The sequence below is a fragment of the Aeromonas sp. genome, assembly GCF_050252055.1.
Taxonomy (GTDB): Bacteria; Pseudomonadota; Gammaproteobacteria; order Enterobacterales; family Aeromonadaceae; genus Aeromonas; species Aeromonas caviae.
Genome location: NZ_JBFWLQ010000006.1, coordinates 115,110 through 135,801, shown reverse-complemented (window position 1 = coordinate 135,801; position 20,692 = coordinate 115,110). Strand labels below are relative to the sequence as shown.

Genomic DNA, 20,692 nt, shown 5'->3' with positions numbered 1-20,692 from the left:
GCAATTGCGGGGCGTTTTTTTTATGCAGAACTCACACAGTGACGAGCGGTCATCGGTCCGCGGGTGCGACAGGGGGCAGCAGCCACTCCCCCTGCCACAGGGTCAGTGCCCGGCCCGCCATCAGCACTCGCTCCTCCTGCAATTCCAGCCTGAGATCCCCGCCTCGGGCCGAGACCTGGCGTGCCCGCAATTGCCGTTTGCCGAACCGCTCGGCCCAGAAGGGCACCAGGGCGCAGTGGTTGGAGCCGGTCACCGGATCCTCGTCCACCCCGACCCAGGGGGCAAAGTAGCGGGAGACGAAGTCGTCCTCTCCCCGGCTCGATGGCGCCGTCACCATGATCCCCCGGCCCGGCAGCGCCCGCAGGGCGTGAAAATCGGGGGTGAGCGCGCGGACCGCCTCCTCGCTACCGAGCTCAAGCAGGAACTTGGCCCCGGCCGCCAGGGTTTGCAGCGGCTGGCAGCCAAGAGCCGTCCCATAGGCAGGGTCCAGCTCGAGGGGCGCCAGGGCAATGCGCGGAAAATCGAGCCAGATCCACTCCCCTTCCCGCCGGGCCACCAACTCACCGCTGCGGGTCGCGAAGCGGATGGGGAGCTCCCCCGACACCGCCCCCGTCTGCCACAGCACATGGGCCGCCGCCAGGGTACCATGGCCGCACAAGTCCACCTCCACTTGCGGAGTGAACCAGCGCAACCCGTAATGCCCCTCTCCCAGTTGGGTCAGAAAGGCGCTCTCAGAGAGGTTGAACTCCGCCGCCATGGCCTGCAGCTCGGCGTCGGACCGCGCTTCCCCCAGCACCACCACGGCGGGGTTGCCTCCGAAGGGGTGATGGCTGAAGGCGTTGACATGATAGAGACGGGACATGGTTGCTCCTTGGGGCATGAGAGATCACCGGGACAGGGGGCTCGGCAAGGCCATTTTTATATCACGGGCGCCCCGGGGCTGAGATGGATTTTGGCTTTATAAATTCATAAATCGCATAAAGAAGATATTTTTATTCTTTGTTGTTATTCATTACACCCCTTACCCTGACCAAAAATCAGACCATGGAAGACATGTGTGATGCCATTGACAGTCCCCACCCTGAGCCCGCTCTCTGACGAACAGCAGCGCCAGCTCAACCAAGTTCTCACCACCCTCAATACCCAGCAACTGGCCTGGGTCAGCGGTTATCTCTACGGCCTCTCCCAGGCGGGCGTCCAGCCCGTGGCGAGCGCAGGCGCAGAAGTCGCGGCACCCGGCGGCAGCCTGACCATTCTCTACGGCTCCCAGACCGGGAATGCCAAGGGCGTGGCCAGCGCCATCAAGGCCGAGGCCGAGGCCCGCGGCCTGCCGGTGACCCTCACCTCCATGGCGGACTACAAACCCAAGCAGCTCAAGAAAGAGAGCCACCTGCTGGTGGTAGTGAGCACTTACGGGGAAGGGGAGCCCCCCGAGAGCGCCGTCGATCTGTTCGAGCAGCTTAAAAAAGGCAAGATTGGCAAACTCGAGGGCCTCAAGTTTGCCGTGCTAGGGCTGGGTGACAGCTCCTATGAGTTCTTCTGCCAGACCGGCAAGGATTTCGATGGCTTCCTCGCCAAGGCAGGGGCCGAGCGCATCCATGAGCTAGCTAGCCTCGATGTGGATTATCAGGATGCCGCCAAGGCCTGGGGCGAGCAGGCCGTTGCGGCGGTCGCCGCCACCCTCTCTGCCGGCGCCGCGACCGCCAGCGTGGCGGGCTCGGTGCAGGCCGCCGTCGGCCACAGCCAGTACAACAAGGAGAACCCCTTCCCCGCCAGACTCTCGGTGAACCAGAAGATCACCGGCCGCGACTCCACCAAGGACATCCGTCACATCGAGATCAACCTGGAAGAGTCCGGCATCACCTATCAACCGGGGGATGCGCTCGGCATCTGGTTTGACAACGACGCCGATCTCGTGGGGGAAGTGCTGGCCCTGACCGGTCTGACCGGTGACGAGGCCACCCCCCATGGCAGCCTGCGCGAGGCGCTGACCCGTCACTACGAGCTGACCCGGTTGCACGGGGGCCTGATCACTGGCCTCGCCGAGATCACGGACAACGCGGCGCTGAAGGATCTGGCCGGTGACAAGGCCCAGGTCAACGCCCTGGTGGCCAGCGCCCAGGTGGTAGACGTACTGAAACGCTTCCCGGCTTCCTTGAGTGCCGATCAACTGATCGCACTGCTGCGCCCCCTCACCCCCCGCCTCTACTCCATCGCCTCCGCCCAGAGCGAGGTGGAAGAAGAGGTGCACCTGACCGTCGGCGTGGTGCGCTACCGCCAAGAAGATGGCACAGTGCGAAGCGGCGGCGCCTCCTCCTATCTGGCGGACCGTCTGCCGGAAGATGCCGAGGTCCGGGTCTTCGTGGAGCACAACGACAACTTCCGCCTGCCCGCCAATCCCGACACCCCCGTCATCATGGTGGGCCCGGGCACCGGCATTGCCCCGTTCCGCGCCTTCCTGCAGGAGCGGGAAGCACAGGGGGCAGAGGGCAAGAACTGGCTCTTCTTCGGCAACCCCCACTTCACCCAGGACTTCCTCTATCAGGTGGAGTGGCAGCGTTATGTGAAATCGGGCCTGCTGTCCAAGATCTCCCTGGCCTTCAGCCGGGATCAGGCCAACAAGATCTATGTGCAGGACCGTCTGCGCGAGGCAGGGCTTGAGCTCTACCAGTGGCTGGAAGCAGGCGCTCACTTCTATGTGTGTGGCGACGCCAACCACATGGCGAAGGATGTGCAGGAAGCCCTGCTGGAAGTGATTGCGGAACACGGCCACAAGAGCCGTGAGGAAGCAGAAGAGTATCTGAGCGAATTGCGTCGTGCCAAACGTTATCAAAGGGATGTCTATTGATGAGCAAACAACTTATTCCGGGACCGGTCGAAGGGCCGCTGGCTGACAACGAACGCCTCAAGCGCGAGAGCAACTTCCTGCGCGGCACCATCGCCGAAGATCTGCAGGACCCGCTCACCGGCGGCTTCAACGGCGACAACTTCCAGCTGATCCGCTTCCACGGCATGTATCAGCAGGATGACCGCGACATCCGCCCGGAGCGCACCGCCCAGAAGCTGGAGCCCCTGCACAACGTCATGCTGCGCGCCCGCCTGCCCGGCGGCATCATCACCCCGGCCCAGTGGCAGGTGATCGACAAGTTCGCCGAAGAACACAGCATGTACGGCAGCATCCGCCTGACCACCCGCCAGACCTTCCAGTTCCACGGGGTACTGAAGCGCGACATCAAGCTGATGCACCAGACCCTCAACAGCACAGGTATCGACTCCATCGCCACCGCGGGGGACGTAAACCGCAACGTGCTCTGCACCAGCAACCCGGTGGAGTCCGAGTTGCACCAGGAGGCCTACGAGTGGGCCAAGAAGATCTCCGAGCACCTGCTGCCCAAGACCCGCGCCTACGTGGAGATCTGGCTGGATGGCGAGAAGCTGGGGGGTGACGAGGAGCCGATCCTGGGCTCCAACTACCTGCCGCGCAAATTCAAGACAACCGTGGTCATCCCGCCCCACAACGATGTGGACATCCACGCCAACGATCTCAACTTCGTGGCCATTGCAGATCACGGCAAGCTGGTAGGCTTCAACGTGCTGGTGGGGGGCGGTCTCGCCATGACCCACGGTGACACCACCACCTACCCGCGCAAAGCGAGCGACTTTGGCTTCATTCCGCTCTCCCACGTGCTGGAGGTGGCGGCCGCCGTGGTCAGCACCCAGCGCGACTGGGGCAACCGGGTCAACCGCAAGAACGCCAAGACCAAGTACACCCTTGAACGGGTGGGGGTCGAGGCCTTCAAGGCCGAGGTGGAGAACCGCGCCGGCATCCAGTTCGGGCCGGTTCACCCCTATGAATTCACCAGTCGTGGCGATCGCTTCGGCTGGGTGGAGGGGATCGACGGCAAGCACCACCTGACCCTGTTTATCGAGAACGGCCGCCTGCTGGACTTCCCGGGCAAGCCCCTCAAGACCGGCATGCTGGAGATCGCCAAGGTGCATCAGGGGGACTTCCGCCTCACCGCCAACCAGAACCTCATCATCGCGGGCGTGCCTGCCGGCGAGAAGGCCCGCATCGAGGCGCTGGCGCGCCAGTACGGTCTGCTGGATGACGGCGTGAGCGAGCAGCGCAAGCAGTCCATGGCCTGTGTGGCCCTGCCCACCTGCCCCCTGGCAATGGCCGAGGCCGAGCGCATGCTGCCTGCCTTCGTCACCAACATCGAGGGGCTGCTGGCCAAGCACGGCCTGGCGGATGACGCCATCATCTTCCGGGTCACCGGCTGCCCCAACGGCTGCGGCCGCGCCATGCTGGCGGAAGTGGGTCTGGTGGGCAAGGCGCCGGGTCGCTACAACCTGCACCTGGGGGGCAACCTCGAGGGGACCCGTATCCCGCGCCTGCACCTGGAGAACATCACCGAGCCGCAGATCCTGGCCGAACTGGACGCCCTGATCGGCCGCTGGGCGAGCGAACGCAACCCGGACGAGTGCTTTGGCGATTTTGTCATTCGCGCCGGCATCATCGCCCCGGTTATCGACTCCGCGAGGGACTTCTATGCAGCCTGAACAGACTGATACAGCCCGGCTGGCGCGCACCGCCGACGGCCGGCTCGACCTCGACGCCCTCCTGGCCCTGGGCCGGGAGGAACAGGTCGAGGCGCTGGCCCCCCTCAACCGGGAGCTGGACGCCATGAGCGCCCCCGAGCGGGTGCGCTGGGCCCTGGCCAACCTGCCGGGGGAGCATGTGCTGTCGTCGAGTTTCGGTATCCAGGCGGCGCTCATGCTGCACCTGGTGAGCCGCGAGCGGGCCGACGTGCCCGTGGTGCTGACCGACACCGGTTATCTCTTCCCCGAGACCTACCGTTTCATCGACGAGCTGACCGAGCGTCTCGCGCTCAACCTCAAGATCTACCGGGCCGAACTCAGCCCGGCCTGGCAGGAGGCCCGCTTCGGCCTCCTGTGGGAGCAGGGGGTGGAGGGGATCACCCGTTACAACCAGCTCAACAAGGTGGAGCCCATGGACCGCGCCCTGAACGAGCTGGGTGCCCGCACCTGGTTCTCGGGCCTGCGCCGTGAGCAGTCCGGCAGCCGGGGCAAGCTGCCGGTGCTGGCCATCCAGCGCGGTCGCTTCAAGTTCCTGCCGGTGATCGACTGGAGCAACAAGGACGTCTTCTACTACTTCAAGGAGTTCGACCTCCCCTACCACCCCTTGTGGGAGCAGGGTTACCTCTCGGTCGGCGACGTGCACACCACCGCCAAGTGGGAGCCCGGCATGAGCGAGGAGCAGACCCGCTTCTTCGGCCTCAAGCGCGAGTGTGGCCTGCATGAGGAAGGTGGCGAGAGCGACGGCTCCGGCATCTGATCCCCCGGTCCGGCCATGTGCTGCGCCCCGCCCACAAAAAAACGCCCGGCAACTGCCGGGCGTTTTTCTTTGCGCAAAAGGGCGACGTTCCACCCCTCATTACATGGCGGCGGCGCGCGCCTGATTCAGCCAGTCGTTCACCAGCGCCTCGTGGCCCTTGAGCCAGGCATCGGCATGACGTTCCACGTCCGCCGGCTTGTTCTGCCCCTTGTTCATCAGGCCGTTCTGCACGTTGATGTCATTGAGCGGCAGCTTGACGATGGAGAAGAGCTTGGCGGCGGCCGGATTGGCCTCGGCAAACCGCTTGTTGGCAACGATGTGCATGGTGTTCACCGCAAAGCCGTAGTTCTTGCCGTTCGGCAAACGGGTCTTGGCCGCATCCGGGGCGTCGGCGGGGACTTCCAGCCACACCACATCCTTGCCCGGCACCAGTTCGCTGCTGAGCCAGTAGGGGGTCCAGGTGTAATAGAGCACCGGCTTGCCGGCCTGGTAGCGAGCCAGGGTATCGGCGATCAGCGCCGCGTAGTTGCCCTGCTTGTGGGCCACCGTGGGGGTCAGACCAAAGGCGTCGAGGTGATGGTTGATCGCCCCCTCGCAGCCCCAGCCGGGGTTGCAACCGATGAGGTCGGCCTTGCCGTCGCCATCCCCGTCAAACAGCGCCGCCACCTCGGGATCCTTGAGCTGGCCCAGGTTGGTGATGCCGTATTGGGTCGCGGTCTTCTTGTCGATGAGGTACCCCTGGGCGGCACCGGCCACATAGGTGCCCTCACGGAAGAACACCTTGTCGCCCCCCGCCTGCTCGTACTTGTTGTCCTGCAGCGGCACCCAGTTGAACGCAAGGAAGGTGCCGTCTCCCTGGGCCACCGAGGCATAGGCCACGTTGTAGTCCACCTCCTGGGCGGTCTGGACATCGTAACCCAGACGCGCCATCAGCTTGCTCACCAGCAGGCTCTGGAAGGCCTCTTCCGGCAAGGAGCTCTGCAGGGGCTGAACGCGAACCCCCTCCCCCGGCAACTCGGCGCTGGCCATGGCGAGCGGGCTCAGCAGTTGGGTACTCAGCAGCAATGTGCCCAGGGTCAATCCTTTGGTGATCGGTCTCATGCATTTACTCCTTTGTAATCGATTTTCTTGTCACGACCGGCCAGGCGCAGCAGCAGGGCGGCGGGGCCGTGCTGATACCAGCGGCCGGTACGGGTGCGATCCGGTTGCCCCATCGCCTGGGTGAGGCGGTCGAGCACGATGGCCAGCAGCACGATGCCGAGGCCGCCGATGGAGGCGAGCCCCATGTCGAGCCGGCCGATGCCGCGCAGCACCATCTGGCCGAGGCCCCCCACCGCGATCATGGAGGCGATCACCACCATGGAGAGCGCCAGCATCAGGGTCTGGTTGACCCCGGCCATGATGGTGGGCATGGCGAGCGGCAGCTGTACCTTGAACAGCAACTGGGAGGGGCTGGCACCGAACGAGTGGGCCGCCTCCACCAGATCCGCAGGCACCTGGCGAATGCCCAGCATGGTGAGCCGGATCATGGGCGGCAGGGCGAAGATGACGGTCACCACCACCCCGGGCACGTTGCCGATGCCAAACAGCATCACGATGGGGATGAGGTAGACGAACGCCGGGGTGGTCTGCATGGCATCCAGCAGCGGCCGGGTCCAGGTGGAGAGCCGCTCGCTGCGGGCCAGCAGGATGCCGGTGGGCAATCCCAGCAGCACGCAGAAGAACAGCGAGGTCAGCACCAGGGACAGGGTCACCATGGCATCGGACCAGGCCCCGATGAGCCCGATCCCCACAAGAGATACGAGCGTACCGAGCGCCATGCGGCCGTTCACCAGTTGCCAGGCAAGCAGAGCCAGGAGCCCCATCATCAGGGTGGAGGGCACCGTCTGCAGCAGATGGGTCATGGCGTTCAGGGTCAGCTCCACCGGTGCGCGGATCAGCTGGAACAGCGGCCGCAGGTTCTCCACCAGCCAGCCGATGCCCCCTTCCACCCAGGTATCCAGCGGCACCAGCGCCTGCTGGAAAGGATCCAGCCAGTCGATGGCGGTTGTGGTGTCGGCGGCTTCGATCTGGTTCTGCCAGTCGGTGGCCTGGGTGTCGGTACTGCCCCAGGGATCGGACACCTCGGTGGATGCAGGCGCGCTCCAGGGGTCTGCCGCCACCTCATCGGCCCGCAGGGAAGGGCTCGCCAGCAGCACCAGGGCCAGCAGCCCACTCAGCAAGAAATGGGGATTCATCAGCTTCATGCCGGGGTACTCCTGTCCAGGGTGTTGAGCAGATTGGCCTTGGAGATGAGGCCGAGGTAAGTGCCATCCTCCTCGACCACGGGCACCTGACAGGGGGCGGCCGCCACCTGGCTGATCAGTTCATTGAGGGCGGTGTCCGCCAGAATGGGCTGGATGTCCGCCAGCAACGCCTGCTCCAGGCTGCCTTTGGTCCTTACCGCCTGACCGAGCGACTCCACCGAGACGACCCCGAGGAAGCGACGGCTACGATCCACCACGTACCCGAACTCCCGCTCAAGCTCCTTGAGCTGGCGCAGGGCGTTGCCCGGCCCGTCGGTGGTGTGCTTCTTGATGAGGGGCACCTGCTTGCGGCTGGCCACATCGCGGGCGCTGAACACATGAGCCAGATCCACACCGCGAAAGAAGGCGCGCACATAGTCGTTGGCGGGCTGGTTCAGGATCTCGTCCGGGGTGCCCACCTGCACCAGCTGGCCATCCTGCATGATGGCGATGCGATCGCCGATGCGCATCGCCTCGTCCAGATCGTGGGAGATGAAGACGATGGTGCGCTGCTGGCTGGCCTGCAGCTTGAGCAGCTCATCCTGCATTTCGGTGCGGATCAGGGGATCCAGCGCGGAGAAAGCTTCGTCCATCAGCAGGATGTCGGGGTCATTGGCAAGGGCCCGGGCCAGCCCGACCCGCTGCTTCATGCCGCCGGAGAGGGCATCCGGATAAGCCTCTATCCACTGCCCCAGCCCCACCTGATGGAGCGCCTGACGGGCGCTCTGCTGGCGCTCCGCCAGCGGTACACCGGCCAGCTCCAGCCCGAAGGCGGTATTTTCCAGCACACTCAGGTGCGGCATCAGGGCGAAAGACTGGAATACCATGCTGATCTTCTTGCGGCGCACCTGGCGCAGTTCGCGCTCCGAGATGGCGGCGATGTCCTCGCCATCGATCAGCACCTGGCCGCGGGTCGGCTCGATCAGCCGGTTGAAGAGACGCACCAGGGTGGACTTGCCCGAGCCGGAGAGGCCCATCACCACGAAGATCTCCCCTTCGTTGATGGCCAGATTGACATCCTGGACCCCCAGGGTCTGTCCGGTCTTTTTCAGGATGCTGGCGCGATCATGCCCTTTCGCCAGCAATTTGAACGCTTTATCCGGCTGATCGCCGAAGATTTTGTAGAGGGATTTGACCTCGAGTTTGACTGTCATATTGTCCTTTTTTCTTGGCCGACGCCTTGCCTGGCAAACCGTCGAACGTGAGCCAATTACTTTTAACACTAAGTAATTTCACACTCAAATAAAAGAACCAATCGAAGCCAACCTGGAAAGGTTAAATTTAACTTATTGATTTTTATTGGTTATTTTCATTCATAAAAATCCATTAAATCACGATAAAAACGCCTATAACAGACAGGTCCGCCACAGTATCGATGCACTTTCAGCATATTTCATTAATGATTAAAAGGCGTTAGCAGCAGGCGAAAAGAGAGGGTGGGGAGGATGGCGCCCATCGGGGCGATGAATGGCTCATTCATTACATAACTAATCATTTTAATGCCGCGCATTCCGGATATTGCTTCAGGCACCTTCAACCATGCCGGTTCAGCCCCCTTCTCTTTGCAGCAACAGGGCACAAAAAAGCCCCCGGCTGTCGCAAGGGGCTCTTCATGGCATCAGAGGGCTCAGCGCCGCTGCCAGGTCTCGAAACAGTAGGGGTGGGGGTTCTTCTCGTCGGGCTGATGTGACTCGCGCTCGATGCACGACCAGTTGCCCTCATCGAAGGCCGGGAAGCGGGTATCCCCTTCCACCGCCAGATCGATGCGGGTCAGATAGAGCCTGTCGGCCCGTGGCAGCAGTTGGCCGTAGAGATGACCGCCCCCGATCACCATCAGCTCGGCCACGTCGCTGCCGGCCAGCAGCGCCAGCGCCGCCTCCACCGAATCGATGACCTCCACGCCGTCGGCCCGGTAGTCGGGGTTGCGGCTGATCACCAGATTGCGGCGGCCAGGCAGCGGCCGTCCGATGGACTCGAAGGTCTTGCGCCCCATCAGCACCGGCTTGCCCAGGGTCACCCGCTTGAAGTGGGCCAGATCCGCCGGCAAGTGCCAGGGCATCTGGTTGTCCAGCCCTATCACCCGATCGTGGGCCATGGCGGCAATCATGGAAATCATCATGGGGTCAACCTCTCGAACCGTCGGTCAGATAATGGGGCGGTTACGGTACACGACCAGAGAGGGGATCGCCAAACCGAAACTAAGGGCCCCCACGATAAACAGCGCCTTGAGGCCGTTTTCCACCGCGCTCTGGATAAGCTCCATGGTCACTCCGGAGATATTGAGCTCCACCACCGCGATCATCGCCTTGAACGCATAGCTACCCGGGATCATGGGGATGATGGAGGCAACGCTGAACACCGGGCGCGGCGCCAGCAGCCGGCGCGACCAGTAGACACAGACAAAGCCGACCGTGGTCGCCGCCGCCAGGGTGGCCCACTCGATGGGCATGCCCTGATGGATCAGCAGGGTGCGCAGGCTGTGAGCCAGCGCGCCGCCCATGGCGCAATATTTGAGCATCCGTGGCGGCACGTTGAACAGCATGGCAAAGCCCACCGCCGGAATGGCCGACCAGAAGGCATCCTTGCCCAGCAGCCAGAGCAGTTCCATCATACCTTCCACCCCCAGATACCGGTCACCGACATGGCGAGCATGATCCCGATATGGTTCCGCGCGCTGATGGATAGCCGGTTTGCCCCGATCAACAGGGTCGATACAACGTCAAAGATCTTCATACTTTCCACCCCCAGATACCGGTCACCGACATGGCGAGAATGATCCCTATGGCTGCGCTGATGGTCAGCAGTGTCGCCGTGCCCCAGCGGGCCAGCCCCATGTTGAAGTAACCCTTCACCATGTCGGAGACCGCATTGATGAGCGGGAACCCCGGCACCAGCAGCAACACGCTGGCGGCCATGGCGAGATAGGGTTGTTCGCCCCAGCCGAAGAAGGTGGCGCTGGAGGCGAGCAGGGTGGCGATGAAACCGGTGGCGGCAAAGTTGATGAGGGGGCTGTGGTGATGGCGGGCAATGAGCTGGCGCACCCGCATGGCGACCGAGGCCGAGCAGCAGGTCACCAGGAAGATGGGCCAGTCACCGCCAAACAGCAGACTGAAGGCACCACAGGAGAGCCCCACCATGGGCACCACCAGCCAGGGGTGATAGTGGAACGGCGTGATGGCCTCGAGGCGCTGACGTACCTCGCGCGCGCCGATAAGCGACTTTTCTGACATGATGCAGATGCGCTGGATTTCGCACACCACCTGCATGTTGATGCCGTGCTCCCGCACCCGGCGGGTGGTGGTGACGCAACTGCCCTGGTAGAGGCTGGTGAGGACGATGGCGCTGGAAGAGATGGCCATCTCGACGCTCTCCAGCCCGAGCGCCATGCCCAGGCGGACCGTGGTCTGCTCTATGATGCGGCTCTCCGCCCCAAACTGGGCCAGCATCTGGCCCGCCTTGACGATGATCCGGGTGATCTCCGTCTGCTGCTCTCGCGACAGCACCCTTCCTGGTGTGATGCTTCTCATGATCCCTTTGAGTCATAGCAAGATGAAATGTGTCTGGATATTACCCCAAAATAAATACACCTTCATCCATCTCTATCGGACTGCGGGCACTGGTCACTATTATTCAGCCGCCCGGGGAATATTTGCAGCAAATAAAAAACAATTCACCCAACTTGCTTAACAACTTGTTTGAGAAGGGGTGAAACAAATTAATAAATACCCTGTTTTTTTATATCTTGAACAGGGCCGTGAATTATTTCCGTTTCAGATAACTGGAAAACGCTATCACATTATCCGGTAGCGGGGGCTCTGCCATTTCCTGACAAGATTCGTTCTGCAGATCCAGAATGTGCTGGCGCATGGCGTAGACGGAGTCATGCATCATGTTGGCTATCCGGATGCAGCTGTCGAGGTTGTTTCTTGCCAGGCGGCGCTGGCAGTCGATGCGAAATTGCAGACCTCGCAGCCGACGTTGCCGCTCTGGTCCCACCTGGGCAATCAGGGTCTCTATCTGCTGGTGCAGCAGCGCGTCGAGTCGCTCCGGCTCGGCCAGCGCCCAGTACTTCAGGGTATCGAAATCAGGCAGCTCCATATACCCTCCTGGCCGGACCTCGCCCATGGAATGGAACGACGCCGGGCACATCACTATTTCACTGTCCCTAGGGAAGGTTATATAGGATGGTGGCGATTTTGGGCCATTCACCGCCGAGCCACAGGAGTCCGGTTTTTGGCACGAATTGCGCATCGTTGGCGGAAAAAATCATTTATTCCTTATGATTCATGAAATTAACCGAATCCGGCCTGCGTCAGTTTTTTTATAAAATTTCAGCACCATTTTTCTCGGCCTTATGCTTTTTAAGGGACTTTCCTCAAAATTGTTTTTCATTCGACTCTCTCCCTGACTCGATGCCCTCCCCTTGCCTCATCCGGCGGTTTAACATATCTCACTGATTATGTTATTTTATTTACCACTTTATTGCGGCAACCAAGGGCAGACCATGAGCAAGGCAAGAATCGGTATCGTCACCGTCAGCGATCGCGCCAGTGCAGGCATCTACGAAGATCTCTCCGGCAAGGCCATCATCGACACCCTGAACGCCTACCTGACCTCGGAATGGGAGCCCGTCTATCAGGTGATCCCCGACGAGCAGGATCAGATTGAGGCGACCCTGGTTCGGCTGGTGGACGATGAGCAGTGCTGCCTTGTCGTTACCACGGGAGGCACCGGGCCGGCCAGGCGGGATGTGACCCCGGAGGCCACCGAGGCGGTGTGCGATCGCATGATGCCGGGCTTTGGCGAGCTGATGCGGGCCGAGTCCCTCAAGTTCGTGCCGACCGCCATCCTGTCGCGCCAGACCGCCGGCCTGCGCGGCAGCTCGCTCATCGTCAACCTGCCGGGCAAGCCCAAATCGATCCGCGAGTGCCTGGATGCGGTCTTCCCTGCCATTCCCTACTGCATCGACCTGATGGAAGGGCCCTATCTCGAGTGCGACGAGGCCATCATCAAACCGTTCCGCCCGAAGAAATAAGCACTGGGCGGGGATTTCCCCCGCCCTTTGCTCATTTGCGCCCGTACACCTTGACCCCCGCCCTGCTCCCTTCCGAATTGCCGTACACCTCGATGCGCTTGATGCAGAGTCGGCTGCCGAGGGATTGCCACCCCGACTCCTGATCCTCTTTCAACACCTTGTCGAAATAGAGGGTCTTGCTGCGATCGTTGCCGTAGAACACCTTGACCCGCTCTAGGGTCAACTCCCGCCCTGCCTTGACCATGATGGATTTGGTCGGCCGGCAGGCGAGCATGGGAATGATGGCGGGATGATCGCCGACCCCGAGCAGAATGGTCTGCCCCAAGCGGATATCCTCGTCGGCCATGGCCGGGGGAACAGCAGCCCCCAGCAGCGCCATGGGTACGCAGATGCGCAACGCGCGGGCAAGAGTGGACGAGGAGTGAAGGGAAAACAGCGCTGACATGATGCCTCCTGAAAAAAGGAGTCATGATAAGGGCTCGATGCCAGACCCAAGCTGTACTGGCCCTGTACCAGGGGCCATGACAATGGCCGGAGGCCCGTGTGGGTAACGGGGGCCTGGGCCCCCGTTACCCCTGCCGGACGCGCTAGCTGCCCCACATGGCCGACAGCCGCGACTCCATGGCCTCTTCCTGCTCATCCGGCAGCTCGGTGAAGAAGTCGAGTCCGGTCTGCTCCTCCACCTCATCCACCGTCACCACATAGTCCGCCAGCCGACTGGCCGAGACGTTCTCTTGCGGCAGGATGAAGGCGATGGCCCGCTTGCCCGCCAGATCCATCACCACCCGGTAGTAGGCGTGGGGCACGGTCACGCCGTTGCCGATGGCGCCATCGGAGTGGGTGAAGATGGGGCCGGTGATCACCTGCACGCTCTTGTAGGTGATGGCCCACTGCCGGGTCTTCTCCTCCAGGATGCGCCAGGCCCCCTGGTTGAGCGCCGGCAGTTGCGGGGTCATGTTGGTCAGCAGGAAGCTCTGCTTCATGGTGTTGGCGGTGGAGCGCATGTCCGCCGCCGGCGCCTGGTGGCCGCGGTCATAGCCCGAGCCCTTGTAGTCCGACAGGGTGGCGCGAAACTGCACCGGCACCTCCTTGTCCTCGGCGAAGGCATCCTTGCGCGGCACCTGGCCCTGGGCGCTGGTCGCCGTCATCCGGTAAGAGACCCAGTCAGAGACCTTGGTGTCGTAGTTGTACCCGGCGGCATAGCCCTCCCGGCACAACAGCTGACTGGATTGACCGGGTACCCCCAGGGTGACGTGCTCCCCGCACTGGAATCCCGCCGCCAGGCTCGGGAAGGTGGTGAGAGTGAATCCGATAGCCAGAACTAATTTATTGATATTATTCATTATTATGCCACTCCTTGTGTTAGGCGGAGTGATTTGACACCAGGTCGGATGAGTAAGGCAATCGCACAAATAGCGAGCAATCCGGAAATGTGAAGAGGACGGCAAAACCGCAAACAAGGCGCCGCCAACCGGGGGATTGTCATCCCGCCGTCACTGTGCTGAGGGGGGAATTTCTCCAGCACTATCAGAGAGATAAGGGGTCAACACCGAGGCACTCTGTCAGCGCAGCGCCCGGCTCCCGCCACGCACGCCCCTGGCCGGGTCAGGGAATATCGAAAAAACCCAACGAAATAAGGGATCCTCAAGCCTGATAATTAGTCCGCGCTTGTTTGCTCGAGATCAAACGGAGCCATGAAAAGCCCTCTAGAATCAGCCCGTCATCTATTTGGGGCGCCATGAAAGGGGGCCGTTCATTGCGAAAATGCCCGCAGGATTTCTCCTTCATGAATAAGCGTGCCCCGTTGCCGGAATACATCATGGCGCCGCCTCATGCCACGCTTCAAATAACGATGACGACAGACCTTTCATAACAATTAATCCGGTCTGACACCGCGTACCCTGCGTTTCCAACGATGCCATTCCTGGCCTTCCTGCCGGAAGGCCAGGAATGGCCGTGCTTTTCAATCAGGATAAGGATGCATGATGAAAAAGTCCCTGCTGGCTGGCGCCCTGCTGCTCTGCCCTGCCGCCTTTGCCGCCACCACACACTGGGAATACAGCGGCGAGGCCGGCCCGGCGAAATGGGCCAGCCTGACCCCGGAATATGGCCAGTGTGCCGGCAGCAACCAGTCGCCGGTCAACCTCTCGGGTCTGGTGAAGGCCGATCTGGCCCCCCTGCAGTTCCACTATCAGGCGGGTGGCAAGACGCTGGTCAACAACGGCCACACGGTGCAGGTCAACTATGCCCCCGGCAGCACCCTTGAGCTCGACGGCATGCACTTCGAGCTCAAGCAGTTCCACTTCCACGCCCCCAGCGAAAACCTCATCGAAGGCAGGTCCTACCCCCTGGAGGGTCACCTGGTCCATGCCAATGACAAGGGGGAGCTGGCGGTGGTCGCCGTGATGTTCGAGCCGGGCCAGGCCAATGGGGCCCTGAGCCAGGCCTGGCAGGTGCTGCCAGCCAAGGCGGGGGAGATCCATGCCTTCAAGGAACCCATCTCGGCAGAGCAACTGCTGCCCGCCCAGCACGACTACTACCGCTTCAGCGGGTCCCTGACCACCCCACCCTGCTCGGAAGGAGTGCGCTGGCTGGTGATGAAGGAGCCGGTCCAGGCCAGCCAGGCCCAGATCGATGCCTTCAAGGCGGTGATGCACCACCCCAACAACCGCCCCGTCCAGCCTCTCAACGGGCGACTGGTGCTGGAATAAGGGGGTCACCTCACCGATTAACGCAATAAAAAGAGGGCCTGCCGGCCCTCTTTTGCATCTTTCGCAAAGGTGTTTACAGGCTGGCAGCGATGCGCGCCCCCAGCGCGGCGTTGTTCAGCACCAACTGGATATTGGCCGCCAGGGAGTTGCCACCGGTCAGCTCGCACACCCGGACGACCGATCACAGGCTGGCAGCGATGCGCGCCCCCAGCGCGGCGTTGTTCAGCACCAGCTGAATGTTGGCTGCCAGGGAGTTGCCACCGGTCAGCTCGCACACCCGGGCCAGCAGGAAGGGGGTGGACTCCTTGCCCTTCACCCCCTGCTCGTCCGCCTCTCGCAGTGCCTGGGCAATGGCGGCGTCGATGTCGGCCTTGGGCATGGCAAACTGGGTCGGGATCGGGTTGGCCACCACGGCGCCCCCGGCCAGCCCCAGCTCCCACTTCAGACGCAGCGCCTCGGCGATGGCCGCCGGGCTCTCCAGGCGGTAATCCACCTTGAAGCCGCTCTCCCGGGTGTAGAAGGCGGGCAGCTCCTCGGTCTGGTAGCCGATCACCGGCACCCCCTGGGTCTCCAGGTACTCCAGGGTCAGACCGATGTCGAGGATCGACTTGGCTCCGGCGCAGACCACGGCCACCGGGGTCTGGGCAAATTCCTGCAGGTCGGCCGAAATGTCGAAGGTCTCCTGGGCACCGCGGTGCACGCCGCCGATGCCGCCGGTGGCGAACACCCGGATCCCGGCCATGGCGGCCACTATCATGGTGGAGGCCACCGTGGTCGCCCCCAGCCCCTTGTTCGCCAGCACGAAGGGAATGTCGCGGCGACTGCACTTGGTGGCGGCATGACCGGCCCGGCCCAGCGCCTCCAGCGCCCCCGCATCCAGCCCCACCTTGAGGCGGCCGTCGATGATGGCGATGGTGGCCGGCACGGCGCCGTTGTCGCGCACCACCTGCTCCACCTGACGCGCCGTCTCCACGTTCTGCGGATAGGGCATGCCGTGGGAGATGATGGTGGACTCCAGGGCCACCACCGGCTTGCCGGCAGCCAGCGCGGCGGCAACTTCAGGTTGGATATCGAGGTAAGCGTTCAACATGGGTACTCCTCCAGCATGCGTTCAACGGCGGCCTTGGATAGGCCGGAAAAGACGGTATCGGAACAATTGACGGTGAGGGCGGCGCAACCGAGGGCGAACCGGGTTGTCTCCATGATGCCCTGCTCCTGCAACCAGGCGTGGGCCAGCCCTGCCATGAAGGCATCGCCGCCGCCGGTCACGTTGACGACCGGGCTGCCGAGCACGGGCAGATGGCCCTGGCAGGCCCCGTCGCTATAGAAGATCCCCTGATCGCCGAGGCTCAGGAAGAGCCGCTGCACCCCGGCGCGGTGGAACCAGGCCGCCGCCATGGGCCAGGTGTCGGGCCCCCCGATGGTGAAGCCGCACAGCTGCTCCGCCTCGGTGCGATTGGGTTTGAGGGTGTGGATGCGGTGCAGCCAGGGGCGGATCTTCTCCACCTTGGCCACCGACACGGTGTCCACGAAGATGATGTGCTCCCCCTGGCGCTCGAACAGCCAGTCCAGGGTGTGGGTGGCAAGGTTGGTGTCGAGCACCCAGAGCCGGGCCGCGCCAAGAAAACCGCTCAAGGGGGTGAGCCGGGCCGGGGTGAGCTGCTCGATGATCCCCATGTCGTTGACGGCGCAGCTCATCTCGCCGCTGCCATCGTGCAGGCTGAGGTAGCAGGAGGTCGACTGACCCTCCAGTACCAGCACCTGGCGCACATCGACCCCGGCGCGCTGGCTCACCTCCAGAAGATGATGGCCATATTGATCGTTGCCCACCGCGGTCAGTAGCCGGGTGTCGGTGCCAAGGCGCGCCAGGTTCTCGGCGATGTTGCGCCCTACCCCGCCGGCGGAGGTGCGTACCCGGCCCGGGTTGGAGTCGCCGATGCGCAGGTTGTCGTGGCTGCAGCCACAGATATCCATGTTGGCGCCGCCGATCACCACGGCATAGGGGCCTTCGCGCAGCACATAGCCGCGCCCCTGCACATAGCCCTGGCGCATCAGGCTGGAGATGTGGCTCGCCAGCGCGGAACGGCTGATGCCGAGCCTGTCCGCCAGCTCCTGCTGGGCAATCATGGGATCCTGGCGCAGCAGGGCGAGGATCTCTTGCTCACGTTCCGTCATAGACAAACATCCAGTTGCAAACGTTTGTCCATTATTTCCGAAAAACGTTTTCCCGCCATCCTCTCGTACAAGAAATGTCGGGTCGCGCACAAAAAATCACCGGGCAGTGCCCGGCGATCACAACATGGTTTTCAGATGGGCCACTCACCCCAGCTGTACCCAGACCTCGCTCCCCTCCAGCCGCACCGGCCAGCAGGCGACGCTCAGGGCAGGATCGTCCAGACAGCGACCGTCCATCAGGGCGTAGCGCTGCTTGTACAGCGGCGAGGCCACCACGGGCTCCCCACCGGCATCCCCCACCAGGCCACGCCCCAGCACGGCGACGCCGGCCAGGGGATCAACACCGTCCAGGGCATAGACATGCTCCCCGAGGCGAAACAGCGCCAGTACCCGCCCCTCCAGCCAGGCGCTGCGCCCGGCCTGCTCCGGCAGCGCCGCCAGCTCGCACACCCGGTGCCACTGCCCGCAGAGCTGTGCATCGTCCTTGTCATCCTTCATACCACCTCCTTGATACTGATGGCGGGCGTGCAACCCGTTGCCCCCGCTCATACCACCTCCTTGACAGCGATATCCGGCACCCATTGCCCCCGCTCCTCACGGCGCGGCGGCGTCTCGTCCTCGGGCCGGTTGACGAAGGCCTCGAACAGCTTGAGCTTGTCCGGATCCGCCAATGTGCTCTTCCACTCGCACTGCCAGGTGCCGACGATCCCCTCCATCATGGCCTCCAGCTCGGCACCGATGCCGAGCCTGTCCTCGATGATCACCGACCTGAGATAGTCGAGCCCCCCTTCCATGTTCTCCATCCAGATCGAGGTGCGTTGCAGCCTGTCCCCGGTGCGCACGTAGAACATCAGCAGCCGATCGATGTAGCGGATCAGGGTCTGCTCGTCGAGATCCGTGGCGAACAGGTCGGCGTGGCGCGGCCGCATGCCGCCGTTGCCACACACATAGAGGTTCCAGCCCCGCTCGGTGGCGATGACGCCGATGTCCTTGCTCTGGGCCTCGGCGCACTCCCGGGTGCAGCCGGAGACCGCAAACTTCAGCTTGTGTGGCGCCCGCAGCCCCTTGTAGCGGTGCTCCAGGGTCTGGGTCAGGGTCATGGAGTCCTGCACCCCGTAACGACACCAGGTGGAGCCCACACAGGACTTCACGGTGCGCACCGACTTGCCGTAGGCCTGACCGGTCTCGAAGCCCGCCGCCACCAGCTCGCCCCAGATGGCGGGCAGCTGGTCGACCCGGGCGCCGAAGAGATCGATGCGCTGGCCGCCGGTGATCTTGGTGTAGAGGCCGTACTTGCGCGCCACTTCGCCGATGGTGATGAGCCCCTCCGGGATGATCTCCCCCCCCGGGATGCGCGGCACCACCGAATAGGTGCCGTCCTTTTGCAGGTTCGCAAGGAAGGCGTCGTTGGTGTCCTGCAGGCCACGGTGCGGTTTCTCCAGCACGTGCTCGTTCCAGAGGGACGCCAGGATGGAGGCCACCGTCGGCTTGCAGATGTCGCACCCCAGCCCCTGGCCATGCTTGTCCCGCAGCGCCTCGAAGCTCTTCAGCTCGCCCACCCGGGCCAGGTGATAGAGCTCCTGACGGCCGTAGGCGAAGTGCTCGCACAACCCCTTGTCCGCCTCGACGCCAAGGTCCGCCAGGGTCTGATCCACCACCTGCTTGAGCAGGTTGCTGCAACCGCCGCAGCCGGTGCCGGCCTTGGTGCAGCTCTTCACCGCCGCCAGCTCGTGATTGCCCGCCCGAACGGCGGCCACCACGTCCCCCTTGCTAACGTTGTGGCAGGAGCAGAGGATGGCGCTGTCCGGCAGCACCAGGGGCGCGGGAGCGGCCCCGACCTCCCCCACCAGCAGGGAGAGCGGCGGCTGGGGCAACGCCACCCCGTTCTGGTAGTACTGCAGCAGTCGCTCGTAATCGGCCCCGTCCCCCACCAGGATGGCGCCGAGCAGGCGATTGCCCTCGCCGTCGGTCACCAGCTTCTTGTAGATGCCGTTGACCCTGTCCAGCAGCAGCAGCTCCTGGGCACCGACGGTGCTGGCGTGGGCATCGCCGATGGAGCCCACGTCCACCCCCATCAGCTTGAGCTTGGTGGACATGTCGGCCCCGATAAAGCGGGTCTCGCCGCCACACAGGCTGGCCACGGCGGCCCGGGCCATCTGGTAGCCGGGGGCCACCAGGCCGAAGATGCGGCCCTGCCAGAGCGCGCACTCGCCGATGGCGAGGATGGCGGGATCCGAACTGTGGCAGCCGTCGTCGATGCAGATGCCGCCGCGCTCCCCGACCTCCAGCCCGGATTGCCGGGCCAGGGTATCGGCGGGGCGGATCCCCGCCGAGAACAGCAGCACGTCGGTCTCAATGTGAGTGCCGTCCTTGAAACGCAGGCGATGACGGGCCTGCTCCCCCTGCTCGATGCACTCGGTGGCTTTCTCCACCAGCACCTCGACCCCGAGGGCCTGGATCTTGTCCCGCAGCACGGCGCCGCCGCTCTCGTCGAGCTGTACCGGCATCAGCCTTGGGGCGAACTCCACCACCTGGGTCTTGAGCCCGAGCAGGCGCAGGGCGTTGGCCGCCTCCAGCCCGAGCAGGCCGCCGCCGATGACCACGCCGCTGCGGGCCTGGGCGCAGGCATCGCGGATGGCGGCAAGATCTCCCAGGGTGCGATAGACGAAGCAGCCTTCCCGCTGATGGCCGGGGATGGGGGGCACGAAGGGGACCGAGCCGGTCGCCAGCACCAGACGGTCGTAAGGGAACTGCTCGCCGTTGGCCAGCGTCAGGGTGCGGGTGGCCCGGTCGAGCACCTCCACCTCGGCCCCCAGCCGCAGCGCAATGCCGCTCTCCTCATACCAGGCGGGATCCGCCATGCGCAGGGCCTGGGGCGCCTTGCCGCCGAATACCTCGGAGAGGTGCACCCTGTCGTAGGCGGCGTCAGGCTCGGCGCCAAACACCGTCACGTCGAACCGCTCGAGGCCGCCCGCCGCCACCAGCTGTTCGACGAAGTGATGGCCCACCATGCCGTTGCCCACCACCAGCAGCCGTTGCTTTGCGGTCTGTTCGGCGGAACCACTGTTCTGGCGACCGAGCAGGTCCATGCCGCCCCCTGCCACCCACTGTTGCTCTTTGTCAGTCATGT

At 63.5% G+C, this 20,692-nt stretch carries 18 protein-coding genes and 1 pseudogene; 5 read left to right on the top strand and 14 right to left on the bottom strand.

The features are described 5' to 3' along the window. Nucleotides 1–49: 49 nt before the first annotated feature. Nucleotides 50–862 carry a PhzF family phenazine biosynthesis protein gene (locus tag AB7E19_RS12520; RefSeq protein ID WP_322130951.1) on the bottom strand — a complete coding sequence of 271 codons (813 nt, stop codon included), beginning with the start codon at nt 860–862 and terminating at the stop codon, nt 50–52. A 198-nt stretch (nt 863–1,060) separates the two neighbouring features. Here AB7E19_RS12520 and AB7E19_RS12515 point away from each other — a divergent pair, with 198 nt between their 5' ends. The 3 genes from AB7E19_RS12515 to AB7E19_RS12505 are packed head-to-tail and all read left to right on the top strand — an operon-like array spanning nt 1,061 to nt 5,356. Then, nucleotides 1,061–2,848: an assimilatory sulfite reductase (NADPH) flavoprotein subunit gene (locus AB7E19_RS12515; protein WP_427935483.1), complete on the top strand. Its 1,788-nt coding sequence runs from the start codon at nt 1,061–1,063 to the stop codon at nt 2,846–2,848. Continuing rightward, a complete protein-coding gene (gene cysI / locus AB7E19_RS12510; RefSeq protein WP_322130950.1) occupies nt 2,848–4,560 on the top strand; it encodes an assimilatory sulfite reductase (NADPH) hemoprotein subunit in 1,713 nt (570 codons plus the stop codon). The genes AB7E19_RS12515 and cysI overlap by 1 nt, the downstream gene beginning before the upstream one ends. Further along, nucleotides 4,550–5,356, top strand: coding sequence for a phosphoadenylyl-sulfate reductase (locus tag AB7E19_RS12505; RefSeq protein ID WP_010675432.1), 807 nt, complete (start codon nt 4,550–4,552; stop codon nt 5,354–5,356). Before cysI ends, AB7E19_RS12505 begins: the two co-directional genes overlap by 11 nt. A gap of 99 nt (nt 5,357–5,455) precedes the next feature. Here AB7E19_RS12505 and proX read toward each other — a convergent pair whose 3' ends face one another. The 7 genes from proX to AB7E19_RS12470 form a co-directional block, all read right to left on the bottom strand. Continuing rightward, on the bottom strand, nt 5,456–6,457 hold the full coding sequence (proX, locus tag AB7E19_RS12500) for a glycine betaine/L-proline ABC transporter substrate-binding protein ProX (RefSeq protein ID WP_322130949.1): 1,002 nt from the start codon (nt 6,455–6,457) through the stop codon (nt 5,456–5,458). Beyond that, nucleotides 6,454–7,602 carry a glycine betaine/L-proline ABC transporter permease ProW gene (gene proW, locus AB7E19_RS12495; protein ID WP_143237143.1) on the bottom strand — a complete coding sequence of 383 codons (1,149 nt, stop codon included), beginning with the start codon at nt 7,600–7,602 and terminating at the stop codon, nt 6,454–6,456. The genes proX and proW overlap by 4 nt, the downstream gene beginning before the upstream one ends. Then, nucleotides 7,599–8,795 carry a glycine betaine/L-proline ABC transporter ATP-binding protein ProV gene (proV, locus tag AB7E19_RS12490; RefSeq protein WP_214002461.1) on the bottom strand — a complete coding sequence of 399 codons (1,197 nt, stop codon included), beginning with the start codon at nt 8,793–8,795 and terminating at the stop codon, nt 7,599–7,601. Before proV ends, proW begins: the two co-directional genes overlap by 4 nt. 473 nt (nt 8,796–9,268) lie before the next feature. Then, entirely contained in the window at nt 9,269–9,760 is a 492-nt protein-coding gene (gene folA / locus AB7E19_RS12485; RefSeq protein WP_322130948.1) for a type 3 dihydrofolate reductase, read from the bottom strand. 24 nt (nt 9,761–9,784) lie between these two features. Next, nucleotides 9,785–10,252, bottom strand: coding sequence for a threonine/serine exporter family protein (locus tag AB7E19_RS12480; RefSeq protein WP_049636572.1), 468 nt, complete (start codon nt 10,250–10,252; stop codon nt 9,785–9,787). Nucleotides 10,253–10,370: 118 nt separating this feature from the next. Beyond that, nucleotides 10,371–11,168: a threonine/serine ThrE exporter family protein gene (locus AB7E19_RS12475; RefSeq protein ID WP_049636573.1), complete on the bottom strand. Its 798-nt coding sequence runs from the start codon at nt 11,166–11,168 to the stop codon at nt 10,371–10,373. A 232-nt stretch (nt 11,169–11,400) separates the two neighbouring features. Further along, complete coding sequence (locus AB7E19_RS12470) at nt 11,401–11,739, bottom strand: DUF3135 domain-containing protein (protein ID WP_010675440.1); 339 nt, start codon at nt 11,737–11,739, stop codon at nt 11,401–11,403. Between the two features lie 406 nt (nt 11,740–12,145). Between AB7E19_RS12470 and mog the strand changes: the two genes are divergently transcribed. Then, nucleotides 12,146–12,676, top strand: a complete 531-nt coding sequence (mog, locus tag AB7E19_RS12465) for a molybdopterin adenylyltransferase (RefSeq protein ID WP_041212474.1) — start codon at nt 12,146–12,148, stop codon at nt 12,674–12,676. 31 nt (nt 12,677–12,707) lie between these two features. Here mog and AB7E19_RS12460 read toward each other — a convergent pair whose 3' ends face one another. Further along, on the bottom strand, nt 12,708–13,055 hold the full coding sequence (locus AB7E19_RS12460) for a DUF2541 family protein (protein WP_103255340.1): 348 nt from the start codon (nt 13,053–13,055) through the stop codon (nt 12,708–12,710). Between the two features lie 208 nt (nt 13,056–13,263). Continuing rightward, the gene (locus AB7E19_RS12455) at nt 13,264–14,019 is read right to left on the bottom strand and encodes a DNA/RNA non-specific endonuclease (RefSeq protein WP_151028191.1); all 756 of its coding nucleotides are present in this window, start codon (nt 14,017–14,019) and stop codon (nt 13,264–13,266) included. A gap of 642 nt (nt 14,020–14,661) precedes the next feature. Between AB7E19_RS12455 and AB7E19_RS12450 the strand changes: the two genes are divergently transcribed. Further along, complete coding sequence (locus tag AB7E19_RS12450) at nt 14,662–15,387, top strand: carbonic anhydrase (protein WP_039040335.1); 726 nt, start codon at nt 14,662–14,664, stop codon at nt 15,385–15,387. A 73-nt stretch (nt 15,388–15,460) separates the two neighbouring features. Here AB7E19_RS12450 and AB7E19_RS12445 read toward each other — a convergent pair. The 4 genes and pseudogenes from AB7E19_RS12445 to nirB all read right to left on the bottom strand — a co-directional run bounded on the left by AB7E19_RS12445 (nt 15,461) and on the right by nirB (nt 20,690). Continuing rightward, nucleotides 15,461–16,477, bottom strand: a pseudogene (locus AB7E19_RS12445) (pseudouridine-5'-phosphate glycosidase). Then, nucleotides 16,471–17,562, bottom strand: coding sequence for a PfkB family carbohydrate kinase (locus AB7E19_RS12440; protein WP_042014421.1), 1,092 nt, complete (start codon nt 17,560–17,562; stop codon nt 16,471–16,473). The pseudogene AB7E19_RS12445 and the gene AB7E19_RS12440 overlap by 7 nt, the downstream one beginning before the upstream one ends. A gap of 144 nt (nt 17,563–17,706) precedes the next feature. Further along, on the bottom strand, nt 17,707–18,060 hold the full coding sequence (nirD, locus tag AB7E19_RS12435) for a nitrite reductase small subunit NirD (protein ID WP_048208634.1): 354 nt from the start codon (nt 18,058–18,060) through the stop codon (nt 17,707–17,709). Between the two features lie 47 nt (nt 18,061–18,107). Continuing rightward, nucleotides 18,108–20,690 carry a nitrite reductase large subunit NirB gene (gene nirB, locus AB7E19_RS12430; protein ID WP_427935476.1) on the bottom strand — a complete coding sequence of 861 codons (2,583 nt, stop codon included), beginning with the start codon at nt 20,688–20,690 and terminating at the stop codon, nt 18,108–18,110. Between the last annotated feature and the right edge of the window lie 2 nt (nt 20,691–20,692).

What these genes read in the sequence shown, in the direction of transcription:
- AB7E19_RS12460 (WP_103255340.1), bottom strand. Translation starts at nt 13,055, where the DNA reads ATGGCGCTGCTGGGGGCTGCTGTTCCCCCGGCCATGGCCGACGAGGAT.
- proV (WP_214002461.1), bottom strand. Translation starts at nt 8,795, where the DNA reads ATGACAGTCAAACTCGAGGTCAAATCCCTCTACAAAATCTTCGGCGAT.
- AB7E19_RS12475 (WP_049636573.1), bottom strand. Translation starts at nt 11,168, where the DNA reads ATGAGAAGCATCACACCAGGAAGGGTGCTGTCGCGAGAGCAGCAGACG.
- AB7E19_RS12515 (WP_427935483.1), top strand. Translation starts at nt 1,061, where the DNA reads ATGCCATTGACAGTCCCCACCCTGAGCCCGCTCTCTGACGAACAGCAG.
- proX (WP_322130949.1), bottom strand. Translation starts at nt 6,457, where the DNA reads ATGAGACCGATCACCAAAGGATTGACCCTGGGCACATTGCTGCTGAGT.
- AB7E19_RS12480 (WP_049636572.1), bottom strand. Translation starts at nt 10,252, where the DNA reads ATGATGGAACTGCTCTGGCTGCTGGGCAAGGATGCCTTCTGGTCGGCC.
- AB7E19_RS12440 (WP_042014421.1), bottom strand. Translation starts at nt 17,562, where the DNA reads ATGACGGAACGTGAGCAAGAGATCCTCGCCCTGCTGCGCCAGGATCCC.
- folA (WP_322130948.1), bottom strand. Translation starts at nt 9,760, where the DNA reads ATGATGATTTCCATGATTGCCGCCATGGCCCACGATCGGGTGATAGGG.
- nirD (WP_048208634.1), bottom strand. Translation starts at nt 18,060, where the DNA reads ATGAAGGATGACAAGGACGATGCACAGCTCTGCGGGCAGTGGCACCGG.
- nirB (WP_427935476.1), bottom strand. Translation starts at nt 20,690, where the DNA reads ATGACTGACAAAGAGCAACAGTGGGTGGCAGGGGGCGGCATGGACCTG.
- AB7E19_RS12450 (WP_039040335.1), top strand. Translation starts at nt 14,662, where the DNA reads ATGAAAAAGTCCCTGCTGGCTGGCGCCCTGCTGCTCTGCCCTGCCGCC.
- AB7E19_RS12505 (WP_010675432.1), top strand. Translation starts at nt 4,550, where the DNA reads ATGCAGCCTGAACAGACTGATACAGCCCGGCTGGCGCGCACCGCCGAC.
- AB7E19_RS12455 (WP_151028191.1), bottom strand. Translation starts at nt 14,019, where the DNA reads ATGAATAATATCAATAAATTAGTTCTGGCTATCGGATTCACTCTCACC.
- proW (WP_143237143.1), bottom strand. Translation starts at nt 7,602, where the DNA reads ATGAAGCTGATGAATCCCCATTTCTTGCTGAGTGGGCTGCTGGCCCTG.
- AB7E19_RS12470 (WP_010675440.1), bottom strand. Translation starts at nt 11,739, where the DNA reads ATGGAGCTGCCTGATTTCGATACCCTGAAGTACTGGGCGCTGGCCGAG.
- cysI (WP_322130950.1), top strand. Translation starts at nt 2,848, where the DNA reads ATGAGCAAACAACTTATTCCGGGACCGGTCGAAGGGCCGCTGGCTGAC.
- AB7E19_RS12520 (WP_322130951.1), bottom strand. Translation starts at nt 862, where the DNA reads ATGTCCCGTCTCTATCATGTCAACGCCTTCAGCCATCACCCCTTCGGA.
- mog (WP_041212474.1), top strand. Translation starts at nt 12,146, where the DNA reads ATGAGCAAGGCAAGAATCGGTATCGTCACCGTCAGCGATCGCGCCAGT.